This is a genomic window from Neisseria gonorrhoeae (assembly GCF_003315235.1).
Taxonomy (GTDB): Bacteria; Pseudomonadota; Gammaproteobacteria; order Burkholderiales; family Neisseriaceae; genus Neisseria; species Neisseria gonorrhoeae.
In genome coordinates, this window is sequence record NZ_QNRU01000020.1 from 18544 (window position 1) to 36282 (window position 17739).

15 protein-coding genes and 1 pseudogene are annotated in these 17739 nt (G+C 51.5%); 6 read left to right on the plus strand and 10 right to left on the minus strand.

The window, feature by feature from the left end; genetic code table 11:
* The first annotated feature begins 11 nt into the window (after positions 1–11).
* On the plus strand, positions 12–2843 hold the full coding sequence (infB, locus tag DFR77_RS08630; protein WP_003697298.1) for a translation initiation factor IF-2: 2832 nt from the start codon (positions 12–14) through the stop codon (positions 2841–2843).
* A gap of 159 nt (positions 2844–3002) precedes the next feature.
* Here the strand turns inward: infB and DFR77_RS08635 are convergent, their stop codons facing one another.
* The gene (locus DFR77_RS08635) at positions 3003–4343 is read right to left on the minus strand and encodes a GTPase/DUF3482 domain-containing protein (RefSeq protein ID WP_003694035.1); all 1341 of its coding nucleotides are present in this window, start codon (positions 4341–4343) and stop codon (positions 3003–3005) included.
* A 73-nt stretch (positions 4344–4416) separates the two neighbouring features.
* On the minus strand, positions 4417–5757 hold the full coding sequence (locus tag DFR77_RS08640) for a DUF2868 domain-containing protein (protein WP_003694038.1): 1341 nt from the start codon (positions 5755–5757) through the stop codon (positions 4417–4419).
* Between the two features lie 142 nt (positions 5758–5899).
* On the opposite strand from DFR77_RS08640, the gene trhA reads away from it, so the two are divergent.
* The gene (gene trhA / locus DFR77_RS08645) at positions 5900–6526 is read left to right on the plus strand and encodes a PAQR family membrane homeostasis protein TrhA (protein ID WP_003694040.1); all 627 of its coding nucleotides are present in this window, start codon (positions 5900–5902) and stop codon (positions 6524–6526) included.
* Positions 6527–6590: 64 nt separating this feature from the next.
* On the opposite strand, the gene DFR77_RS08650 is transcribed toward trhA, so the two are convergent.
* Positions 6591–8009: an alanine/glycine:cation symporter family protein gene (locus DFR77_RS08650; protein ID WP_003694042.1), complete on the minus strand. Its 1419-nt coding sequence runs from the start codon at positions 8007–8009 to the stop codon at positions 6591–6593.
* Positions 8010–8335: 326 nt separating this feature from the next.
* Here DFR77_RS08650 and DFR77_RS08655 point away from each other — a divergent pair, with 326 nt between their 5' ends.
* Positions 8336–9064 carry a YebC/PmpR family DNA-binding transcriptional regulator gene (locus DFR77_RS08655; protein WP_003689207.1) on the plus strand — a complete coding sequence of 243 codons (729 nt, stop codon included), beginning with the start codon at positions 8336–8338 and terminating at the stop codon, positions 9062–9064.
* A gap of 58 nt (positions 9065–9122) precedes the next feature.
* On the opposite strand, the gene DFR77_RS08660 is transcribed toward DFR77_RS08655, so the two are convergent.
* Both DFR77_RS08660 and DFR77_RS08675 read right to left on the minus strand, forming a co-directional pair.
* Positions 9123–9611 carry a disulfide bond formation protein B gene (locus DFR77_RS08660; protein WP_010951234.1) on the minus strand — a complete coding sequence of 163 codons (489 nt, stop codon included), beginning with the start codon at positions 9609–9611 and terminating at the stop codon, positions 9123–9125.
* A gap of 1021 nt (positions 9612–10632) precedes the next feature.
* Positions 10633–11097, minus strand: a complete 465-nt coding sequence (locus tag DFR77_RS08675; protein WP_003691599.1) for an Lrp/AsnC ligand binding domain-containing protein — start codon at positions 11095–11097, stop codon at positions 10633–10635.
* 221 nt (positions 11098–11318) lie between these two features.
* Here DFR77_RS08675 and alr point away from each other — a divergent pair, with 221 nt between their 5' ends.
* Entirely contained in the window at positions 11319–12377 is a 1059-nt protein-coding gene (gene alr / locus DFR77_RS08680; RefSeq protein ID WP_003697304.1) for an alanine racemase, read from the plus strand.
* Positions 12378–12918: 541 nt separating this feature from the next.
* Here the strand turns inward: alr and DFR77_RS08690 are convergent.
* The 5 genes from DFR77_RS08690 to DFR77_RS13390 all read right to left on the minus strand — a co-directional run bounded on the left by DFR77_RS08690 (position 12919) and on the right by DFR77_RS13390 (position 16756).
* A complete protein-coding gene (locus tag DFR77_RS08690) occupies positions 12919–14274 on the minus strand; it encodes a PFL family protein (protein WP_003691602.1) in 1356 nt (451 codons plus the stop codon).
* 14 nt (positions 14275–14288) lie between these two features.
* Entirely contained in the window at positions 14289–14561 is a 273-nt protein-coding gene (locus DFR77_RS08695) for an ACT domain-containing protein (protein WP_003691603.1), read from the minus strand.
* A gap of 124 nt (positions 14562–14685) precedes the next feature.
* Positions 14686–15423: a toxin-antitoxin system YwqK family antitoxin gene (locus DFR77_RS08700; protein WP_003691604.1), complete on the minus strand. Its 738-nt coding sequence runs from the start codon at positions 15421–15423 to the stop codon at positions 14686–14688.
* A gap of 137 nt (positions 15424–15560) precedes the next feature.
* Positions 15561–16460 (minus strand): 50S ribosomal protein L3 N(5)-glutamine methyltransferase, encoded by a 900-nt coding sequence (gene prmB, locus DFR77_RS08710; RefSeq protein ID WP_014580280.1) that lies wholly within the window; start codon positions 16458–16460, stop codon positions 15561–15563.
* Between the two features lie 98 nt (positions 16461–16558).
* Positions 16559–16756 carry a hypothetical protein gene (locus tag DFR77_RS13390; protein ID WP_162098126.1) on the minus strand — a complete coding sequence of 66 codons (198 nt, stop codon included), beginning with the start codon at positions 16754–16756 and terminating at the stop codon, positions 16559–16561.
* 35 nt (positions 16757–16791) lie between these two features.
* On the opposite strand from DFR77_RS13390, the gene DFR77_RS13395 reads away from it, so the two are divergent.
* Complete coding sequence (locus DFR77_RS13395; RefSeq protein ID WP_225577457.1) at positions 16792–17277, plus strand: LPD3 domain-containing protein; 486 nt, start codon at positions 16792–16794, stop codon at positions 17275–17277.
* A gap of 139 nt (positions 17278–17416) precedes the next feature.
* Positions 17417–17739, plus strand: a pseudogene (locus DFR77_RS08725) (IS1595 family transposase); the annotation flags it as partial.

A 17739-nucleotide genomic window follows, 5' to 3' on the forward strand; every position in this document is an offset into this window, starting at 1 on the left:
AGGGGGTACAGATGAGTAACACAACCGTAGAACAATTTGCCGCCGAGCTGAAACGCCCCGTCGAAGACCTGTTGAAACAGTTGAAAGAAGCCGGCGTCAGCAAAAACAGCGGCAGCGATTCCCTGACGCTGGACGACAAACAGCTTCTGAACGCCTACCTGACCAAGAAAAACGGCAGCAACGGCGGCACCATCAGCATCCGCCGCACCAAAACCGAAGTCAGCACCGTTGACGGCGTAAAAGTCGAAACACGCAAACGCGGACGCACTGTCAACATTCCTTCTGCCGAAGAATTGGCAGCACAAGTAAAAGCCGCCCAAACCCAAGCCGCACCTGTTCAGCCGGAGCAGACGGCAGAAGACGCGGTAAAAGCCCGAGCCGAAGCTGCCGCACGCGCAGAAGCCCGTGCCAAGGCAGAAGCGGAAGCGGCAAAACTGAAAGCGGCAAAAGCAGGCAACAAAGCCAAACCTGCCGCGCAGAAACCTACCGAAGCAAAAGCCGAAACCGCACCCGTTGCGGCGGAAACCAAACCCGCCGAGCCCAAAGAAAAAGCCGTCAAGCCGAAACACGAGCGAAACGGCAAAGGCAAAGATGCCAAAAAACCGGCGAAACCTGCCGCACCTGCCGTGCCGCAACCCGTGGTCAGCGCGGAAGAACAGGCGCAACGCGACGAAGAGGCGCGCCGCGCCGCCGCATTGCGCGCCCACCAGGAAGCCCTGTTGAAAGAGAAACAGGAACGCCAGGCACGTCGCGAAGCCATGAAACAACAGGCAGAACAACAGGCAAAAGCCGCACAGGAAGCCAAAACCGGCAGACAGCGTCCCGCCAAACCTGCCGAGAAACCGCAGGCAGCCGCACCGGCCGTCGAAAACAAACCTGTCAATCCGGCAAAAGCGAAAAAAGAAGACCGCCGCAACCGCGATGACGAAGGTCAAGGCCGCAACGCCAAAGGCAAAGGTGCAAAAGGCGGGCGTGACCGCAACAATGCCCGCAACGGCGGCGACGAGCGCGTACGCGGCGGCAAGAAAGGCAAAAAACTCAAACTCGAGCCGAACCAACACGCCTTCCAAGCACCGACCGAACCCGTCGTACACGAGGTTTTGGTTCCCGAAACCATTACCGTTGCCGATTTGGCGCACAAAATGGCGGTCAAAGGCGTGGAAGTGGTCAAAGCCCTGATGAAGATGGGCATGATGGTTACCATCAACCAATCCATCGACCAAGACACCGCCCTGATTGTCGTCGAAGAACTCGGACACATCGGCAAACCCGCCGCCGCCGACGATCCCGAAGCCTTCTTGGGCGAGGGCGCGGAAGCGGTGGAAGCCGAAGCATTGCCGCGTCCGCCCGTCGTTACCGTCATGGGCCACGTCGACCACGGCAAAACCTCGCTGCTGGACTACATCCGCCGCGCCAAAGTGGTACAGGGCGAAGCGGGCGGCATTACGCAGCACATCGGCGCGTACCACGTCAAAACCCCGCGCGGCGTGATTACCTTCTTGGACACCCCGGGCCACGAAGCCTTTACCGCTATGCGCGCGCGCGGCGCGAAAGCAACCGATATCGTGATTCTTGTGGTCGCCGCCGACGACGGCGTGATGCCGCAAACCATCGAGGCAATTGCCCACGCTAAAGCGGCAGGCGTTCCGATTGTGGTTGCCGTCAATAAAATCGATAAAGACACTGCCAACCCCGAACGCATCCGTCAGGAACTGACCCAACACGAAGTCATCCCCGACGATTGGGGCGGCACGGTTCAATTCATCGACGTTTCCGCGAAAAAAGGAACGAACATCGACGCGCTGCTCGAAGCCGTATTGCTCGAAGCCGAAGTATTGGAACTGACCGCACCTGTCGATGCGCCCGCCAAAGGCATCATCGTCGAGGCGCGTTTGGACAAAGGACGCGGCGCGGTTGCCACATTGCTGGTTCAAAACGGTACGCTGAAAAAAGGCGACATGCTGCTGGCCGGTACGGCATTCGGCAAAATCCGCGCGATGGTCGATGAAAACGGCAAATCCATTACCGAAGCCGGCCCGTCCATCCCCGTCGAAATCCTCGGCTTGTCCGACGTACCGAATGCGGGTGAAGACGCGATGGTATTGGCGGACGAGAAAAAAGCGCGCGAAATCGCCCTCTTCCGCCAAGGCAAATACCGCGACGTGCGCCTTGCCAAACAGCAGGCGGCGAAGCTGGAAAATATGTTCAACAATATGGGCGAAACCCAGGCCCAATCTTTGTCGGTCATCATCAAGGCAGACGTTCAGGGCTCTTACGAGGCTTTGGCGGGCAGCCTGAAAAAACTGTCCGCCGACGAGGTGAAAGTGAACGTGTTGCACAGCGGCGTGGGCGGCATTACCGAATCGGATGTCAACCTTGCCATCGCTTCGGGCGCGTTCATTATCGGCTTTAACGTGCGTGCAGATGCCTCTTCGCGCAAACTTGCCGAAAATGAAAACGTGGAAATCCGCTACTACAACATCATCTACGATGCCATCGACGACGTGAAGGCGGCGATGAGCGGCATGCTTTCTCCCGAAAAGAAAGAACAGGTTACCGGTACGGTCGAAATCCGTCAGGTCATCTCCGTTTCCAAGGTCGGCAACATTGCAGGCTGTATGGTCACCGACGGCGTGGTCAAACGCGATTCCCATATCCGCCTCATCCGCAACAACGTGGTCATCCACACGGGCGAACTGGCTTCGTTGAAACGCTATAAAGACGACGTAAAAGAAGTCCGCATGGGCTTCGAGTGCGGTCTGATGCTCAAAGGCTACAACGAAATCATGGAAGGCGACCAACTGGAATGCTTCGACATCGTCGAAGTTGCCCGCACCCTGTAATTCCTTTGCAAATAAAATGCCGTCTGAAGCGTTCAGACGGCAACGAAACGGGTTCTGTATCATACAGAACCCGTTTTTTGTCGCAAATCGGCTTCAGCGACCCTCCTGCCTTATCCCGATTTGAATCTGACTTGCCATACAAACAGGCTTCAGACGGCATTATTTGCCCGCCAAACGTATCCCGATCTTCTCCGCATATTCCCTGCGTTCGGCGCGGCTGGTTTCCGGGCGGTGCGTATTGAGCGACGACCATTTCCAATGACTGCGGGCTTTGTTGAGTTCGGGCGGGAGTTTGGCGGCATCCCACGGGGCTTTGCGGCTGTGCAGCTCGATATCCGACTGTGCCGCGTGTCCGCGCGTTTGCAGGACGTGGAGCAGATCGAGGGCGCGGGCGGCGAGCAGGGTCAGGGTTTCAGGGTCGGTGTGCAGGGTTTGACGGCCGGCGAGTTTGTCGGAAATGGTGCGGGTATTGGGCAGGATGCCGCCCAAAAAGCCGCCGATTGCCGTACCCAATCCGAGCGAGCCGCCGAGTGTGGCGATGTCCAGCCCCAAGCCGATGAGCGCGCCGGTTGCCGCGCCCGTGCCGGTGCGGATGCCGTATTGTTTGAGCAATTCGCTGTCGAACGGGTCTTGGCGGAAGGCTTGCGGCATCCAGTCGCCGCCGTCGATTTCGCTGTGGTAGAAACGGTAAAGGGCAAACAGCCGCTGCTGCATCTGCCGTTCGAGTTGGCGTATTTCCGCCTGCATGGTTTGCAGCACGGTGGCGGTATCCTCGTTTTCGTCCACTTCCTGCCTGAAGGCGGCGGCATCGAGCAGGAAATCGGCGATTTCGCGGCGCGCTTCGCCGTCCAGCCGCTGCCATTCGCGCCGGCGCATGGCTGTCAGGCGGTCAAGTGTGCTGCGTTCGGGCAACATGGTGGCGAGGTTTTCCCACAGGCGCAATTCGCCTTCAAAATCAAAGGCGACGGTGTCGAACCCTGCGAAAACGTGCAGGTTTCTCCTCGCCAGCATGGTTGTCCACGATTCGGGAAGCTGTCCGCCGGTAAAGTTGAACACGGGCATAACCGGTTTGGCACACCATGAAAGGATGGTCAATTCATCCCGATATTTGTCGAGGACGGGTTCGCGCGCGTCGATGACGTACATTGCCATATCGCTTTGCAAAACCTGCCGCAGCACTTTGGCTTCTTGGTTGAAATCGTGATGCGCGCCGTGGCTGCCGAGAAACTGTTGCAGCCGCTCGATGCCGTCTGAACGATTGTCCGTATGGTTTTCCAGCCATTCCAAAACACCGCCCGCGTCTTCGAGTCCGGGCGTGTCATACAGGAAAACCAACATGTCCGCGCCGTCGCTGATGGCGGCTTCTTCGACATGGCGTGTGGTGGACGGTGCGTTTCTGACTTCGCCGAAGCCGCTGTCGCGCAACAGGGTGCGCAGGAGCGAGGTTTTGCCGGTGTTGGTGTGTCCCACGACGGCGAGGGAAAGGGGTTGTTTGTTCATGATGTTTTTGAAGAATGGATTTTCAGACGGTCTTTTTTCAGAATGGCGGCTTAACAGAACATTTCAAGTGAGTTTATTGGTCTTTCAAACGGCCTTCCTGCGCCACCCTGTCAGGCTCAAGCCACGCCGCGCCGCATTCGGTCAGCGCGTTACGCCAATGTTCCAGCTTTTCCGAAAGGTCGTCTGAAAGCCCCTGTTCCGCCAAAAGCTGCACCACCGCGCCGCCCTGCGCCGCTTCCGAAAGCCGCACAATCTGCCGCAGCACGCCCCGGTCCGGCACAGTTTGGGCGCGTACGCCGATAAGCAGTTGCGCCGGTTTCTGCTTCAGCTCTGTCTCCAGCGCGGCAACCTGTTCCCGATTGGCGGCAACGCCCTTATCCAGCCATTCCTGCGCCAGCCTGCCCTCGAACCATTGGCCGTCCTGCCACTCGGTCTCCAGCATGAGCGCCCATTTCGGCGCATCGTTCAAGACGATTTTCGGCGAAACGGCGGACACGGTTTCCCGACGCGTATCCGCATCGGTGATTTTGTTCTGCCAGCGGCGGATGACCGCCTGATAATAGGTTTTTTCCAAATCCAATCCGTTTTCGCTTGTTTTCAAAAGGATTTTACACACTACCCAAGCCAAGAGGCGCGGCAGGATGCCGTAGCAGACGATACTGCCGACCAGCAGCCCCGACCAAGCCCGCGCATCGGCAATATTGCCGTTCAGACGACCTTCGATGACCGCCCGCGCATCGGGGACAGGGAAACCGAGTTTCGACGGCAGCCATGCCAACATTTCCACCGCGCGTACCGAAGCGGCATTGCTCAACAGCGTGCTTTCCCAGTTGAACGTATATTGCCGCACCAAAAGCAGCAGCAATACCGACACCAGCATTCCGAGCAGCGTGCAGAGCCACAAGCTGTGCGCCGTTGCGCCTATTTTCCATCGTACCGAAGGTTGCCGCCACTGGTCCGCATACAGCCGCAACACCGCCTGATTTACAGGGCCTTTGCCCCGAAACCACGTCGCCGGACTGCTGAAAAACCGCCCCACTTTCACGCGCAGGAACAACGTTGCCAACCATACTGCCAGCATCAGCGTATTCATGCCCAACACTCCCGCCAAAACTAAAAAGAAATTCAGCCCCTGATTGTCCATCAGAAGATAAGTGCCTGAAAATCCGGCGGTAAACATCATCGATGCCACCACCACCCATAACCAGAACGACCCCGCACGCACACGTTCCAACGTGTCCCGCAGCATACGGTCCCTGTCGATCATCTCCGCCCGACGGATGATTTTTTCCTCCGTACTGCCGTCCACGCGGCGCAAAGCCTCCGTCGCCTGCACGGGATCGCCGCTGAAAATAAAACCGCCTTCATCCAAAATACGGACCAGCTCAACCAGTTTTCGGGATGGATTCAACATAAAATGCCGTCTGAAAATAAAAAACAAATTTTAACACACGCATTTTCAAGAATATTCACAGTGTAGGCAAAGAGTAAATCCCACACAGAGGCAAAAGTATCGGCGTAAACTGACTGCCTCTACTTTCCCGAAAGATTGTGCGATGTATGCAGGCGAACGCTTCAATACTTACAGCCATTTGAGCGGTTTGATTCTGGCGGCGGCAGGTTTGATGCTGATGCTGCTGAAAACCATAGGACACGGGGACGGCTACCGTATCTTCAGCGTATCGGTTTACGGCATCAGCCTTCTTCTGCTCTATTTGAGTTCCTCGCTGTACCACGGAATTGCAGCCGGAAAACTGAAAAGCATTTTGAAAAAAACCGACCACTGCATGATTTATGTGCTGATTGCCGGAAGCTACACACCGTTTGCACTGGTTTCTTTGAGAAACGGGCCGGGCTGGACGGTATTTTCACTGTCCTGGCTGCTGGCGGCTGCAGGAATCGCACAAGAACTCACCATCGGACGGAAAAGCGAAAAACGTCTGCTGTCTATTGCGATTTATATCGTAATGGGCTGGATGGTCTTGGCGGTAATGAAATCCCTGACAGCCTCACTCCCGTCGGCAGGACTGGCTTGGCTGGCGGCAGGCGGTATGCTGTACAGCGTCGGCATTTACTGGTTTGTAAACGATGAAAAAATCCGACACGGGCACGGAATCTGGCATCTGTTCGTATTGGGCGGCAGCATAACCCAATTTGTCAGCGTGTACGGTTATGTAATCTGAATGCCGTCTGAAACACAAAAACCTCCCAAACCTGAAGGCAGGGAGGTTTTCTCTTTGCCGGGCATTATTGTTTATCGTGGAACTCGTGGAATTCATACTGATAGGATAAATCCTGTCCCGCCTTTTTCTGCATCAGGTAGTCATCATAAATGGCGCGGATTTCCTTACGCAGCAAGAATAAGGCAATCAGGTTGGGGATAACCATAAAGCCGTTGAACATATCGGACAGATTCCAAACCAAATGGACTTTGCCGAGCGTACCCAAAACGATAGCAAGCAGAACCAATGCGCGATAGATGCCCAAGTGTCTTCCCCTGAAAAGAAAACGGATGTTGGACTCGCCGAAATAATACCAGCCGATAATGGTCGTAAAGGCGAAGAAGGTCAGACACACGGCAAGCAATTGCGAACCGAAGCCCGGAAATGCCTTGTTAAAGGCAAATTGAGTAACCGCCGCGCCCTGTTCGCCCGAAAGGTTGGCATCGGTCAGCAGGATAATCAATGCCGTAGCCGTACATACCAAAATCGTATCGATAAATACACCGACAAATGCCGTCATACCTTGCTGAACAGGATGCTTCACATCCGCAGTCGCGTGGGCGTGCGGAGTCGAACCCATACCTGCTTCGTTGGAAAACAGACCGCGCGCCACGCCGAAACGTATCGCTTCACGCATACCGATACCCGCAGCACCGCCCAAAACGGCCTCGGGATTGAAGGCGGCGGTAAAGATGTGGTTGAACATCGGCACAATATGGTCGGAAAATTCAAACAGGATAACGACGGCGCACAAAATATAAACAACCGCCATAAACGGCACGACAAACCGGGCAATATTGGCAATACGGTTCACGCCGCCAATCACAACCATGCCCGCAAGGACGGCAAACACAATACCGACTGCCAAAGAAGGCACATCAAATGCAATGGTAACGGCAGAAGCGATGGAGTTTGCCTGAGTCGCATTGCCGATAAAGCCCAACGCGACAATCAGCGCGATGGAGAAAAAGCCCGACAGGAAACGCGCCGCGCCCCTGCCGATTTTCGGAGTCAGACCGTGCGTAATATAAAACGCCGGCCCGCCGATGTATTTGCCGTGGCTGACGACGCGGTATTTCTGCGCCAGCAGTGCTTCCGCAAAAATCGTGGACATCCCCAAAACGGCAGAAAGCCACATCCAAAAAATCGCACCCGGCCCGCCTGCGGTAATGGCGGTCGCCACACCGGCGACGTTGCCCGTACCGATTTGCGCGGATATAGCAACCGCCAACGCCTGAAACTGCGATAAGGACTTATCGTCTTTATCACCTTTGGCAAACAAGCCGCCGAATACGGATTTGAATCCCGCGCCCAGCTTGGTAATCTGCGGCGCACCAAGATACAGCGTAAAAAACAGGCCGATACCCAAAAGCGCATAAATCAGCAGGTAGCCCCAAAGAAACCGATTGACTGTACCCACCAGAACAGACAATATATTTTCCATAAAATAAACCTTATCTTACGATTAAAATGACTGTTTTCCAAAAGACATTCCAATAAGGAAACACGGCGAGCAGACCGTATTTGCCGCAACAGATGCCTTAAATTGTCAATAATCCGAGAGAAGCTGTGCCAGCATACCGTAAAATATCGTTAATTAAAATATTTCTTTATTTTTAAGCGGAAAGCGGAGGAAATCGTTTTCAGACGGTATCGACAACGGCACGGCATAAAACAGGATATTTTGGGTACTTGCAACTTATGTTAAAATGCCGACCGTAAAAAATCTGACAAAAACAGATTAATTATTTGAAATAAGAAAGGAAATTTATGGCAGGCCATAGCAAGTGGGCGAATATCCAGCATAAAAAAGCCCGTCAGGATGCCAAACGCGGCAAAATCTTCACCCGTTTAATCAAAGAAATCACCGTTGCGGCGCGTATGGGCGGCGGCGATCCCGGCGCAAATCCGCGCCTGCGTCTGGCTTTGGAAAAAGCAGCCGAAAACAATATGCCCAAAGACAATGTGCAACGCGCCATCGACAAAGGTACGGGTAACTTGGAAGGCGTGGAATACATCGAGTTGCGCTACGAAGGCTACGGCATCGGCGGCGCAGCTTTGATGGTGGACTGCCTGACCGACAACAAAACCCGCACCGTTGCGGACGTACGCCACGCATTTACCAAAAACGGCGGCAACTTGGGTACCGACGGCTGCGTGGCGTTCAACTTCGTGCATCAGGGCTATTTGGTATTCGAACCCGGCGTTGACGAAGACGAGCTGATGGAAGCGGCTTTGGAAGCCGGTGCGGAAGACGTGGTTACCAACGACGACGGTTCCATCGAAGTCATTACCGCGCCAAATGATTGGGCGGGCGTAAAATCCGCTTTGGAGGCGGCAGGTTACAAATCCGTTGACGGCGACGTTACGATGCGCGCCCAAAACGAAACCGAACTCTCCGGCGACGATGCCGTCAAAATGCAAAAACTGATTGACGCGCTGGAAGACTTGGACGACGTGCAAGACGTTTACACTTCCGCCGTATTGAATCTGGACTGATACGCAGCACAGCAGACATACAACAAAATGCCGTCTGAACCTTTCAGACGGCATTGATTTATTTAGCCCTTGCCCACGCCCACCAAACCGTCAGGACAACCGCCAAAAAATACGCCGCGCTCCAAACAGGCAAAGCAACCCCTAACAGATAATCCGGTTCGGCACAATTTCCGAACCCGCGCACAACAGGCTCGAACCAATCAAACAAAGGCCAGCCCTTCAATCGAAACGTCCACGGCGCGCCGCACGAAGGAGCCGCACCCGGCGGCAGCGACTGCAACCACAACTGATATGCCGCAACAGAAATACCCGTAACGGCGGGAATACTGATAAACACTGCGCCTGACAGTCCGCCCACCCTGCCCTTGGGCTTACACGCCAGCACAACTGCCGCACACAATGCGGTTGCCAAAACACATAACCGCTGACTGATGCACAAAACGCAAGGCTCCATACCCAAAACATACTGTGCCGCCAAAGAACCGGCAAATGCACAGACCGAAACGGCAAACAGCAGCCAAACGGCTTTTCTAAATAACGGGGTCATTTTCTCAACACACCAATCAAAATACCGATATGCCGATTTTGCTGGATATATCCCGAGATGGCAAGGGACGAATCGACACCGGCACAGGTGCGGACGATTTCGGTTTTCCCGATATGCACAAAACCTGACAAAGGACAAAACGGCGATTTGTCCGCACAATGCCCGAAAAAATACATCCGGAGGATTTGAATTTGAATTTCGGCAAATTTAGCGAATCAAAAGCAACAGCCGATAAAAAAATCAAAAGTTTATTTCAATGTTTCAACACACAGGACGACACATAAAGCACCGCCCTATGTGCCGTCCTGATTTGGAAGGGGTTACACCCCTCCCAAATATAGTGGATTAACAAAAACCGGTACGGCGTTGCCTCGCCTTGCCGTACTATTTGTACTGTCTGCGGCTTCGCCGCCTTGTCCTGATTTTTGTTAATCCACTATAAAGTCTGATTCTACCGCCCTAAAGGGCAGGGTTTCAACCGAAAAGGAAACACGATGAAAGCATATGATTTTTTGAATAATCGGATTGACGGGTTTTTGAGGGAATTTGTTACCGGATAGCCATCGGGCAAGTTTTTTGCAAAATTTGAATCGGTCGGGTAAATTTTCAAAAAATAATTGACAGCAGATAAGAAACGGCGGATAATTACCGCCGTTGAGTTGCTTGATGCAGCTTGATTTTTCTCCTCTACTTCTCCTTTGTAGACTTGGCACACATTCAACCGGATGTGTGCATTTTTTATCTCCGCTTTTTTTGAAATTTAATTACTTTTATTGTTTGAAATTCTATTCTTTAAGAAATTTAACAAGAAAAACGCTTGCTTTTTGACCGGAAAAGCTGCATAATTCGTTCCGTTAGCTGGTTCGAGTAGTCAGTTAATAGTTTCTCCTCTATTTCTCCTTTGTAGACTTGGCGCACATTCTATTGAATGTGTGCATTTTTTATCTGAAGCAACAAGCCTCTGTGCGTGATGTTGTTATGTTTCATTTAGATGTCAAACCGCATACCCGGTCTGAAATATTCAATCCAAATCCAAAACCGGATTTTCTTTGACTTCCTCCATCACAACATAACTCCTACTCTCCGAAGCGGCAGGCAGTTGCAATAGGATATTGCCGAGCATATCCCGATAGGCAGACATATCGGGCAAACGTACTTTAATCAGGTAGTCGTATTCGCCCGACACCAGATGGCACTCCATAATTTGCGGAATTTTCAGCACTTCTTTTTTGAAATCTTCGAAAATATTGCCCGATTTGGATTGCAGCTTCAGCTCGACAAAAACCAATGGCGGTTTTCCCAACAGATGGGGATTGAGATGGGCGTGATAGCCGGAAATATAATGTTCCCGCTCCAAACGGCATACCCTCTCTGTAACGGGCGTGCTGGACAACCCTACCTTCTCGGCAAGCTCCGTCATCGGGATACGGGCATTTTGCTGAAGAATTTTGAGGATGCGGAAATCGATTTTATCTAGTTCTTTCATTTGGATTACCTTGTATTTATTATTGATTTTAACAAATAGAGTATAAATTTGGGAAAGCAATTATATCAGGAAAAGCAAACCGCCTTCCTACCTGAAAACTGCTGCTCTGGCTTGAAGACACAAGGTTCTTTAATATTTTAAAAGCCTTGCCGTTGGATTATAATTCCCCAATTGATTTCTTAATTTTGCTAATAAACACTTGTTTGGTAAGGAATGAATTTATGCGGCCTTTGAACGTGCAGATCAGGTTGGGCAACCTTAGGCACAATTATCGGATTTTGAAGGAAATGCACGGAGGCAAGCTGTTGGCGGTAGTGAAGGCCGACGCATACGGACACGGTGCGGTCAGATGTGCTTTCGCGCTGGCAGACTTGGCAGACGGCTTTGCCGTGGCGACAATCGACGAGGGAATCAGGCTGCGGGAGAGCGGCATTACCCATCCGATTGTCCTTTTAGAAGGCGTATTTGAAGCATCAGAGTACGAAGCGGTCGAACAATACTCGCTTTGGCCGGCAGTCGGAAACCAATGGCAGCTTGAGGCTTTGCTTTCCCGCCATTGGAAAAAACCTGTCAAGGTCTGGTTGAAAATGGATTCGGGAATGCACCGTACCGGATTTTTCCCTCATGATTACGCTTCGGCATATGCGGCATTGAAACAGTCGGAATATGTGGACAGTATTGTCAAGTTCTCGCATTTCTCCTGTGCGGACGAACCTGAAAGCGGTATGACGGAAATACAGATGGAAGCATTCGATTTGGGTACGAAAGGGCTGGAAGGCGAAGAAAGCCTTGCCAATTCGGCAGCTATTTTGAATATCCCCGAAGCACGCAGGGATTGGGGGCGCGCGGGCTTGGCGTTATACGGCATTTCCCCGTTCGGAGGCAGCGATGACAGGCTGAAACCCGTGATGAGGCTTTCAACCCGTATTTTCGGCGAACGCGTTTTACAGCCGCACTCCCCTATCGGTTATGGCGCAACATTTTATACCAGTAAATCTACGCGCGTCGGTCTGATTGCCTGCGGTTATGCGGACGGTTATCCGCGCCGCGCTCCAAGCAATTCCCCCGTCGCCGTCGACGGTAAATTGACCCGGGTCATCGGCAGGATCTCTATGGATATGATGACTATCGAGCTGGACGCTTCGCAAGAAGGTTTGGGACACGAGGTCGAACTGTGGGGCGATACGGTCAATATCAATACCGTTGCCGAAGCGGCCGGAACCATCCCTTACGAATTGATGTGCAATATCAAACGTGCAAAATTCACTTATATCGAGTAATCGAGTCCAAACGAAAATCCCGTCTGAAGCTTTTCAGACGGCATAAATGCGTTTTGACAAAATCAGTAAAAGACATTGCCAAATAGAAAATACTGATAATGCCCACAATCTGAAACCCCATCCTTCCCGCAAAAACGGAAAATCAAAATCAGAAACCTAAAATTTCGTCATTCCCGCGCAGGCGGGAATCCGGTTTTTTGAGTTTCCGTCATTTCTGATAAATTCTCGTCGTTTTTCATTTCTAGATTCCCGCATGCGCGGGAATGACAAAATTAAAGTTTCAGAATTTATTTGAACAACAAACTAGATTCCCGCTTTCGTGGGGATGACGGCGGATAGGTTTTGTTGTTTCGGATAAATTCCTGTTGTTTTTTGGTTTCCAGATTCCCACCTTTAAAAGAATGACGTAAGAAAGCAGAAATAAGAACACGGGGATTTTTTAAATTTGCAATATTCTTTTCTAAAGACATTTTACCCAATGCCCATAAACAAAAATGCCGCCTGAAGCCTTTCAGACGGCATTTTCCCATCAAAACCGCAATCAGTTTTTCATCGATTGAACCGGTGCGGGAATCCTGCCGCCCCGGTTGACGAACACTTCGCACGAACCTTCTTTTGCCGGCATTACAGGCGCGTAGCCCAACAGACCGCCGAACTCGACGCTGTCGCCGACGGTTTTGCCCGTTACCGGAATAATGCGCACGGCGGTGGTTTTGCTGTTGATCATGCCGATGGCGGCTTCGTCGGCGATGATGCCGGAAATGGTGTGCGCGGGCGTGTCGCCGGGAACGGCAATCATGTCCAAACCAACGGAGCAGACGGCGGTCATGGCTTCGAGTTTGTCCAGCGTCAACACGCCTGCCTCGGCGGCGGCAATCATACCTTCGTCTTCGGAAACGGGGATAAACGCGCCGCTCAAACCGCCGACCGCGCTGGAAGCCATCATGCCGCCCTTTTTCACGGCATCGTTCAGCAATGCCAAAGCTGCTGTTGTGCCGTGCGTACCGCAGACGCTCAAGCCCATTTCTTCAAGAATGCGCGCCACCGAGTCGCCGACGGCGGGGGTCGGTGCCAGCGACAAATCGAGAATGCCGAACGGGATATTCAGCATTTTTGAGGCTTCGCGGCCGATGAGTTCGCCCACGCGGGTGATTTTGAAAGCGGTTTTCTTCACGACTTCGGCGACCTCGGTCAGGCTGACCGCGTCCGAATTTTCCAGCGCGGCTTTGACCACGCCTGGACCGGATACGCCGACATTAATCACAGCATCCGCTTCGCCCGAGCCGTGGAACGCACCCGCCATAAACGGATTGTCTTCCACCGCGTTGCAGAACACGACGATTTTGGCGCAGCCGAAACCTTCGGGCGTGATTTCAGCCGTGCGTTTGATGGTTTCGCCTGCCAGCTTGACCGCATCCATATTGATACCGGCACGCGTGCTGCCGATATTGATGGAGCTGCACACGATATCGGTAGTTTTCATCGCTTCGGGAACGGAACGGATCAACACCTCATCCGAAGGCGACATACCTTTTTGCACCAGCGCGGAAAAGCCGCCGATAAAGGACACGCCGATGGCTTTGGCTGCCTTGTCCAAAGTCTGCGCCACGCTGACATAACTGTCGGCTTTGGTCGCCGCCGCGATTTGGGCAATCGGCGTAACGGAAATGCGCTGATTCACAATCGGCACGCCGTATTTGGCGGAAAGGTGTTTCGCCGTTGCCACCAAGTCTTTGCCGACCGTGGTGATTTTGTTGTAAATGTTTTGGTTTAACACGTCGATGTCGGTGCTGATGCAGTCGTGCAAATCAATGCCGATGGTAATGGTGCGGACATCAAAATTCTGGTCGGCAACCATTTTGACGGTTTCTAAAATTTCGCCGGATTGGATACTCATCACATTCCTCCGACTCAAATGCGGTGCATCGCTTGGAAGATTTCTTCGTTTTGCATACGGATGTCAAGCGCGAGTTTTTTGCTCTCTTCCGCAAACAAATCCAAAATCTCCTGCCGCGATTTAGGGCATTTCGAGGTATCCACCAAGATAATCATAGTAAAAAAATCGTCCATCAGCTGTTGGCTGATATTGAGGATGTTGATTCGGTTTTCCGCCAAAATTTTGGAAACATCGTACACGATGCCGACGCGGTCTTTACCGATGACGGTGATGACTGAATTGTTCACAGGCTTACTCCTTGCAGATATCCGTTAAAATCCGAAATTATACCACCGTCGGATTTTGAAGAATATTGTCAACAATATATACATACAAAATGCCGTCTGAAACTATTTCAGACAGCATCAAGATTCAGGGTTCGATTAAATAACCATCCTTATCCCATTGGGTTTTCCTGACCAACTTGTCATCCTGATAAACAGCCTCGCTCTTTTTAGAACCATCTTCATACCACTCCAAAACCACCCCGTTGCGTTTATGGTGGCGGATAGACAGTTCCGAAAGTAATCGGCCGCTTTCATCCCAAGTCAGAATTTTGGCAGGCTCATCGTTGACCATAACCATTTCCGTCTTGATACTTCCATCGGCATACCATTGCTTCCATACGCCGTTCGCCTTATTTTGCTTAAACTGGATTTCGCTTTCCTTGCCGCCGTTACGGTAATAACGGTATCCCGTACCCTCACTCAAGCCATTTTTATAAGGCATAACCGCAGATTTTTTACCGTTCGGATACCAGTTGACCCATTCCCCGTCCGGCTTACCCTTGCTGAAGCCCCCCGCCATTTTTTTCTGACCATTAAAATGCCACAAAATCAACATACCGTTTTGCAGGGTAGGCACAAAAGATTTGATTTGCGTTGAAGCAACGATATAAGGTTCGGAATATTTCTTCATCGACGGATAATAAAAATCCTGCGCGTGTGCGATACCCGCCGCCACACTATATTGCCTGATATAAGCGGCAGAAGACATCGTCGCCGTCAGTTTCCCGTTCTGATTAAAATAAACAGAATAGGTCTGCGCCGGCAAAGCGGCCGAAAAACCCAACAGTACGATTGAAAATACAATCCGAGATAATTTCTTCATTATGATAGCGATATAAAAAACAATTAACTTATAAACAATATGGTAAGGATTTCTCAACCAAGCGTCAAACCCGAAACAATGTATCGTAAAAATGCCGTCTGAAAACAAATCGTCTTCAGACGGCATTTCCCTCCAACTCACTCTTCGCCCAATAACTGCTCGCGCGTCAAGAGGAAAACAAAACCGTCGCCCCCGCTGGTTTCCAACCAAGTAAAAGGCAACTCCGGATACGCTGCTTCCAATACATCCCTGTTATGCCCGATTTCCACCAGCAATACACCTTTAGGATTCAGAAACTTTGCCGCATTCAGAAGAATCTGCCTGGTGGCATCCAACCCGTCCGCCCCGCTGCCCAACGCCAATTCCGGTTCGTGCAAATATTCCTCCGGCAAAGCCCCAACCGACTCTGCATCCACATAAGGCGGATTGGAAACAATCAAATCATAAGTGCCTTCCAGTCCCTCAAACAAATCGGTATGAATAAGCTGAATACGCTCTTCCAGACCATAATCTTCAATATTGATCCCTGCAACTTCCAAAGCATCCAAACTCACATCAACCGCATCAATTTGGGCATCAGGATAATGGTGCGCCATCTGAATGGCAAGGCAACCGCTTCCGGTGCAAAGATCCAAAGCATTATGCACCAGCTCATCGTATTCTATCCAAGGTCGAAGTCCGTCACCCAGCAATTCATAAATAAAAGAGCGCGGTACAATCACGCGTTCATCTACATAAAAATCAAACTCCCCCTGCCAGGCCTGGTGTGTCAAATAAGCGGCAGGAATGTGTTCGACAGCACGACGCTCAATAACCGCCAGCACTTCCTCTTTTTCAGCTTCCAAGAGTTTTGCATCAAGATATGGGGCAAGCATATCCAAAGGCAAATTCAAAGTATGCAGAATCAAATAAACCGCTTCATCATGCGCATTATCTGTTCCATGACCAAAAAAGAGCCCTGCCTCATTAAAACGGCTGACTGCAAAACGTAAAACATCACGGATAGTCGTCAATTCTTGTGCGGCCTGATTAAACATAATATGAACCATTCTGCGTATAGATGCTTTTAATTATAACAGAAACAACAAGCAAACCTTTTCATATCGCCAAATAACCACTCAATCTACCCATACAACTACATAAATGCCGCGCGAAGACCATTGCCCGAACGGAAACGGCGATGGCGGACGGTATGGGCAACCTGATAGGCTGGGAAGAAACGGGGCTTGTTGAGGGCAAGCAGTGGATAACCGCAAAAGACGACAAGGTGTCCGATGTCTGCAATGCCAACGGCGGGATGGGCGTAATCGGTTTGCACGAGCCTTTCTCCCACGGTGCGTTGACGATACCGGAGCATCCAAATGGCAGGTGCGCGGTTGTTCCCGTTGTCGGGCGGACAGGCAAGCTGGCGAAAGGCAGCCGCGCGATGGAAACGGGCGATGGACGGCAGGTGAGGTTGTTTCCGTATCGGGCGGCGAATTGGGGGAATTTGCTGAAACAAAGGAGCTTCGTAAAGCGGCTATGCAGTATGCGCGTGATAACTTTGTCGGCAAAAGCTATGTCAATGAAAGCAGCGGGCATGAACTGAAGGTAACTTGGCAAGGTGTGAAACACGCTGCGTCAAAATCGAACAGCATCGAACTTTCCCTTATGGTCGCGCTTGATAAAGTTTTGATGAATGCAAAATATGAAGGAAGTTTTCCTAACAAATTAGGGAGGGATCATATTATTGCGGTACACAAATACTCAACCGGTGTCAGATTTGGCAATAAAGTCTTAAAAATCAGGATAATAGCCCGTGAGAAATTTGATGGGATAAAACATTACGATCATTTTATTTTGAAAGACAAATGAAAAAACCCTGTCCAGTATATCTGGGATAGCTTATGGAAGCATTTAACCCAGCCTCGGATAAGGCTTTAAATCCATCATGCCATTTATACGGTAAAAACAAGGGTCTGTACTAGATTAGCAGATATGTTACCCTCGAAATATGAAGATAACACACTGCAAATTAAAGAAAGAAGTACAAAAAGAACCGCTCCGTTCTTTTGTACCGGAAGTTACCGCCCGTTCTGCAGCCGATATTTTGGGTATCCATCCCGATTCGGCGGCACTGTTTTACCGTAAAATCCGCACGGTTACCAACCATCGTTTGGCCTTGGCTGCCGATGAGGTTTTCGAGGGCCCCGCCGGGCCGGGCGGAAGCTGTTTCGGCGGACGGCGTAAAGGCAGACGCGGTCGCGGCGCGGCAGGAAAAGCGGTTGTCTTCGGCATTCCGAAACGCAACGGGCGGACCTATACCGTTGCCGCGGA

What these genes read in the sequence shown, in the direction of transcription:
- infB (WP_003697298.1), top strand. Translation starts at nt 12, where the DNA reads ATGAGTAACACAACCGTAGAACAATTTGCCGCCGAGCTGAAACGCCCC.
- DFR77_RS08635 (WP_003694035.1), bottom strand. Translation starts at nt 4,343, where the DNA reads ATGAACAAACAACCCCTTTCCCTCGCCGTCGTGGGACACACCAACACC.
- DFR77_RS08640 (WP_003694038.1), bottom strand. Translation starts at nt 5,757, where the DNA reads ATGTTGAATCCATCCCGAAAACTGGTTGAGCTGGTCCGTATTTTGGAT.
- trhA (WP_003694040.1), top strand. Translation starts at nt 5,900, where the DNA reads ATGTATGCAGGCGAACGCTTCAATACTTACAGCCATTTGAGCGGTTTG.
- DFR77_RS08650 (WP_003694042.1), bottom strand. Translation starts at nt 8,009, where the DNA reads ATGGAAAATATATTGTCTGTTCTGGTGGGTACAGTCAATCGGTTTCTT.
- DFR77_RS08655 (WP_003689207.1), top strand. Translation starts at nt 8,336, where the DNA reads ATGGCAGGCCATAGCAAGTGGGCGAATATCCAGCATAAAAAAGCCCGT.
- DFR77_RS08660 (WP_010951234.1), bottom strand. Translation starts at nt 9,611, where the DNA reads ATGACCCCGTTATTTAGAAAAGCCGTTTGGCTGCTGTTTGCCGTTTCG.
- DFR77_RS08675 (WP_003691599.1), bottom strand. Translation starts at nt 11,097, where the DNA reads ATGAAAGAACTAGATAAAATCGATTTCCGCATCCTCAAAATTCTTCAG.
- alr (WP_003697304.1), top strand. Translation starts at nt 11,319, where the DNA reads ATGCGGCCTTTGAACGTGCAGATCAGGTTGGGCAACCTTAGGCACAAT.
- DFR77_RS08690 (WP_003691602.1), bottom strand. Translation starts at nt 14,274, where the DNA reads ATGAGTATCCAATCCGGCGAAATTTTAGAAACCGTCAAAATGGTTGCC.
- DFR77_RS08700 (WP_003691604.1), bottom strand. Translation starts at nt 15,423, where the DNA reads ATGAAGAAATTATCTCGGATTGTATTTTCAATCGTACTGTTGGGTTTT.
- prmB (WP_014580280.1), bottom strand. Translation starts at nt 16,460, where the DNA reads ATGTTTAATCAGGCCGCACAAGAATTGACGACTATCCGTGATGTTTTA.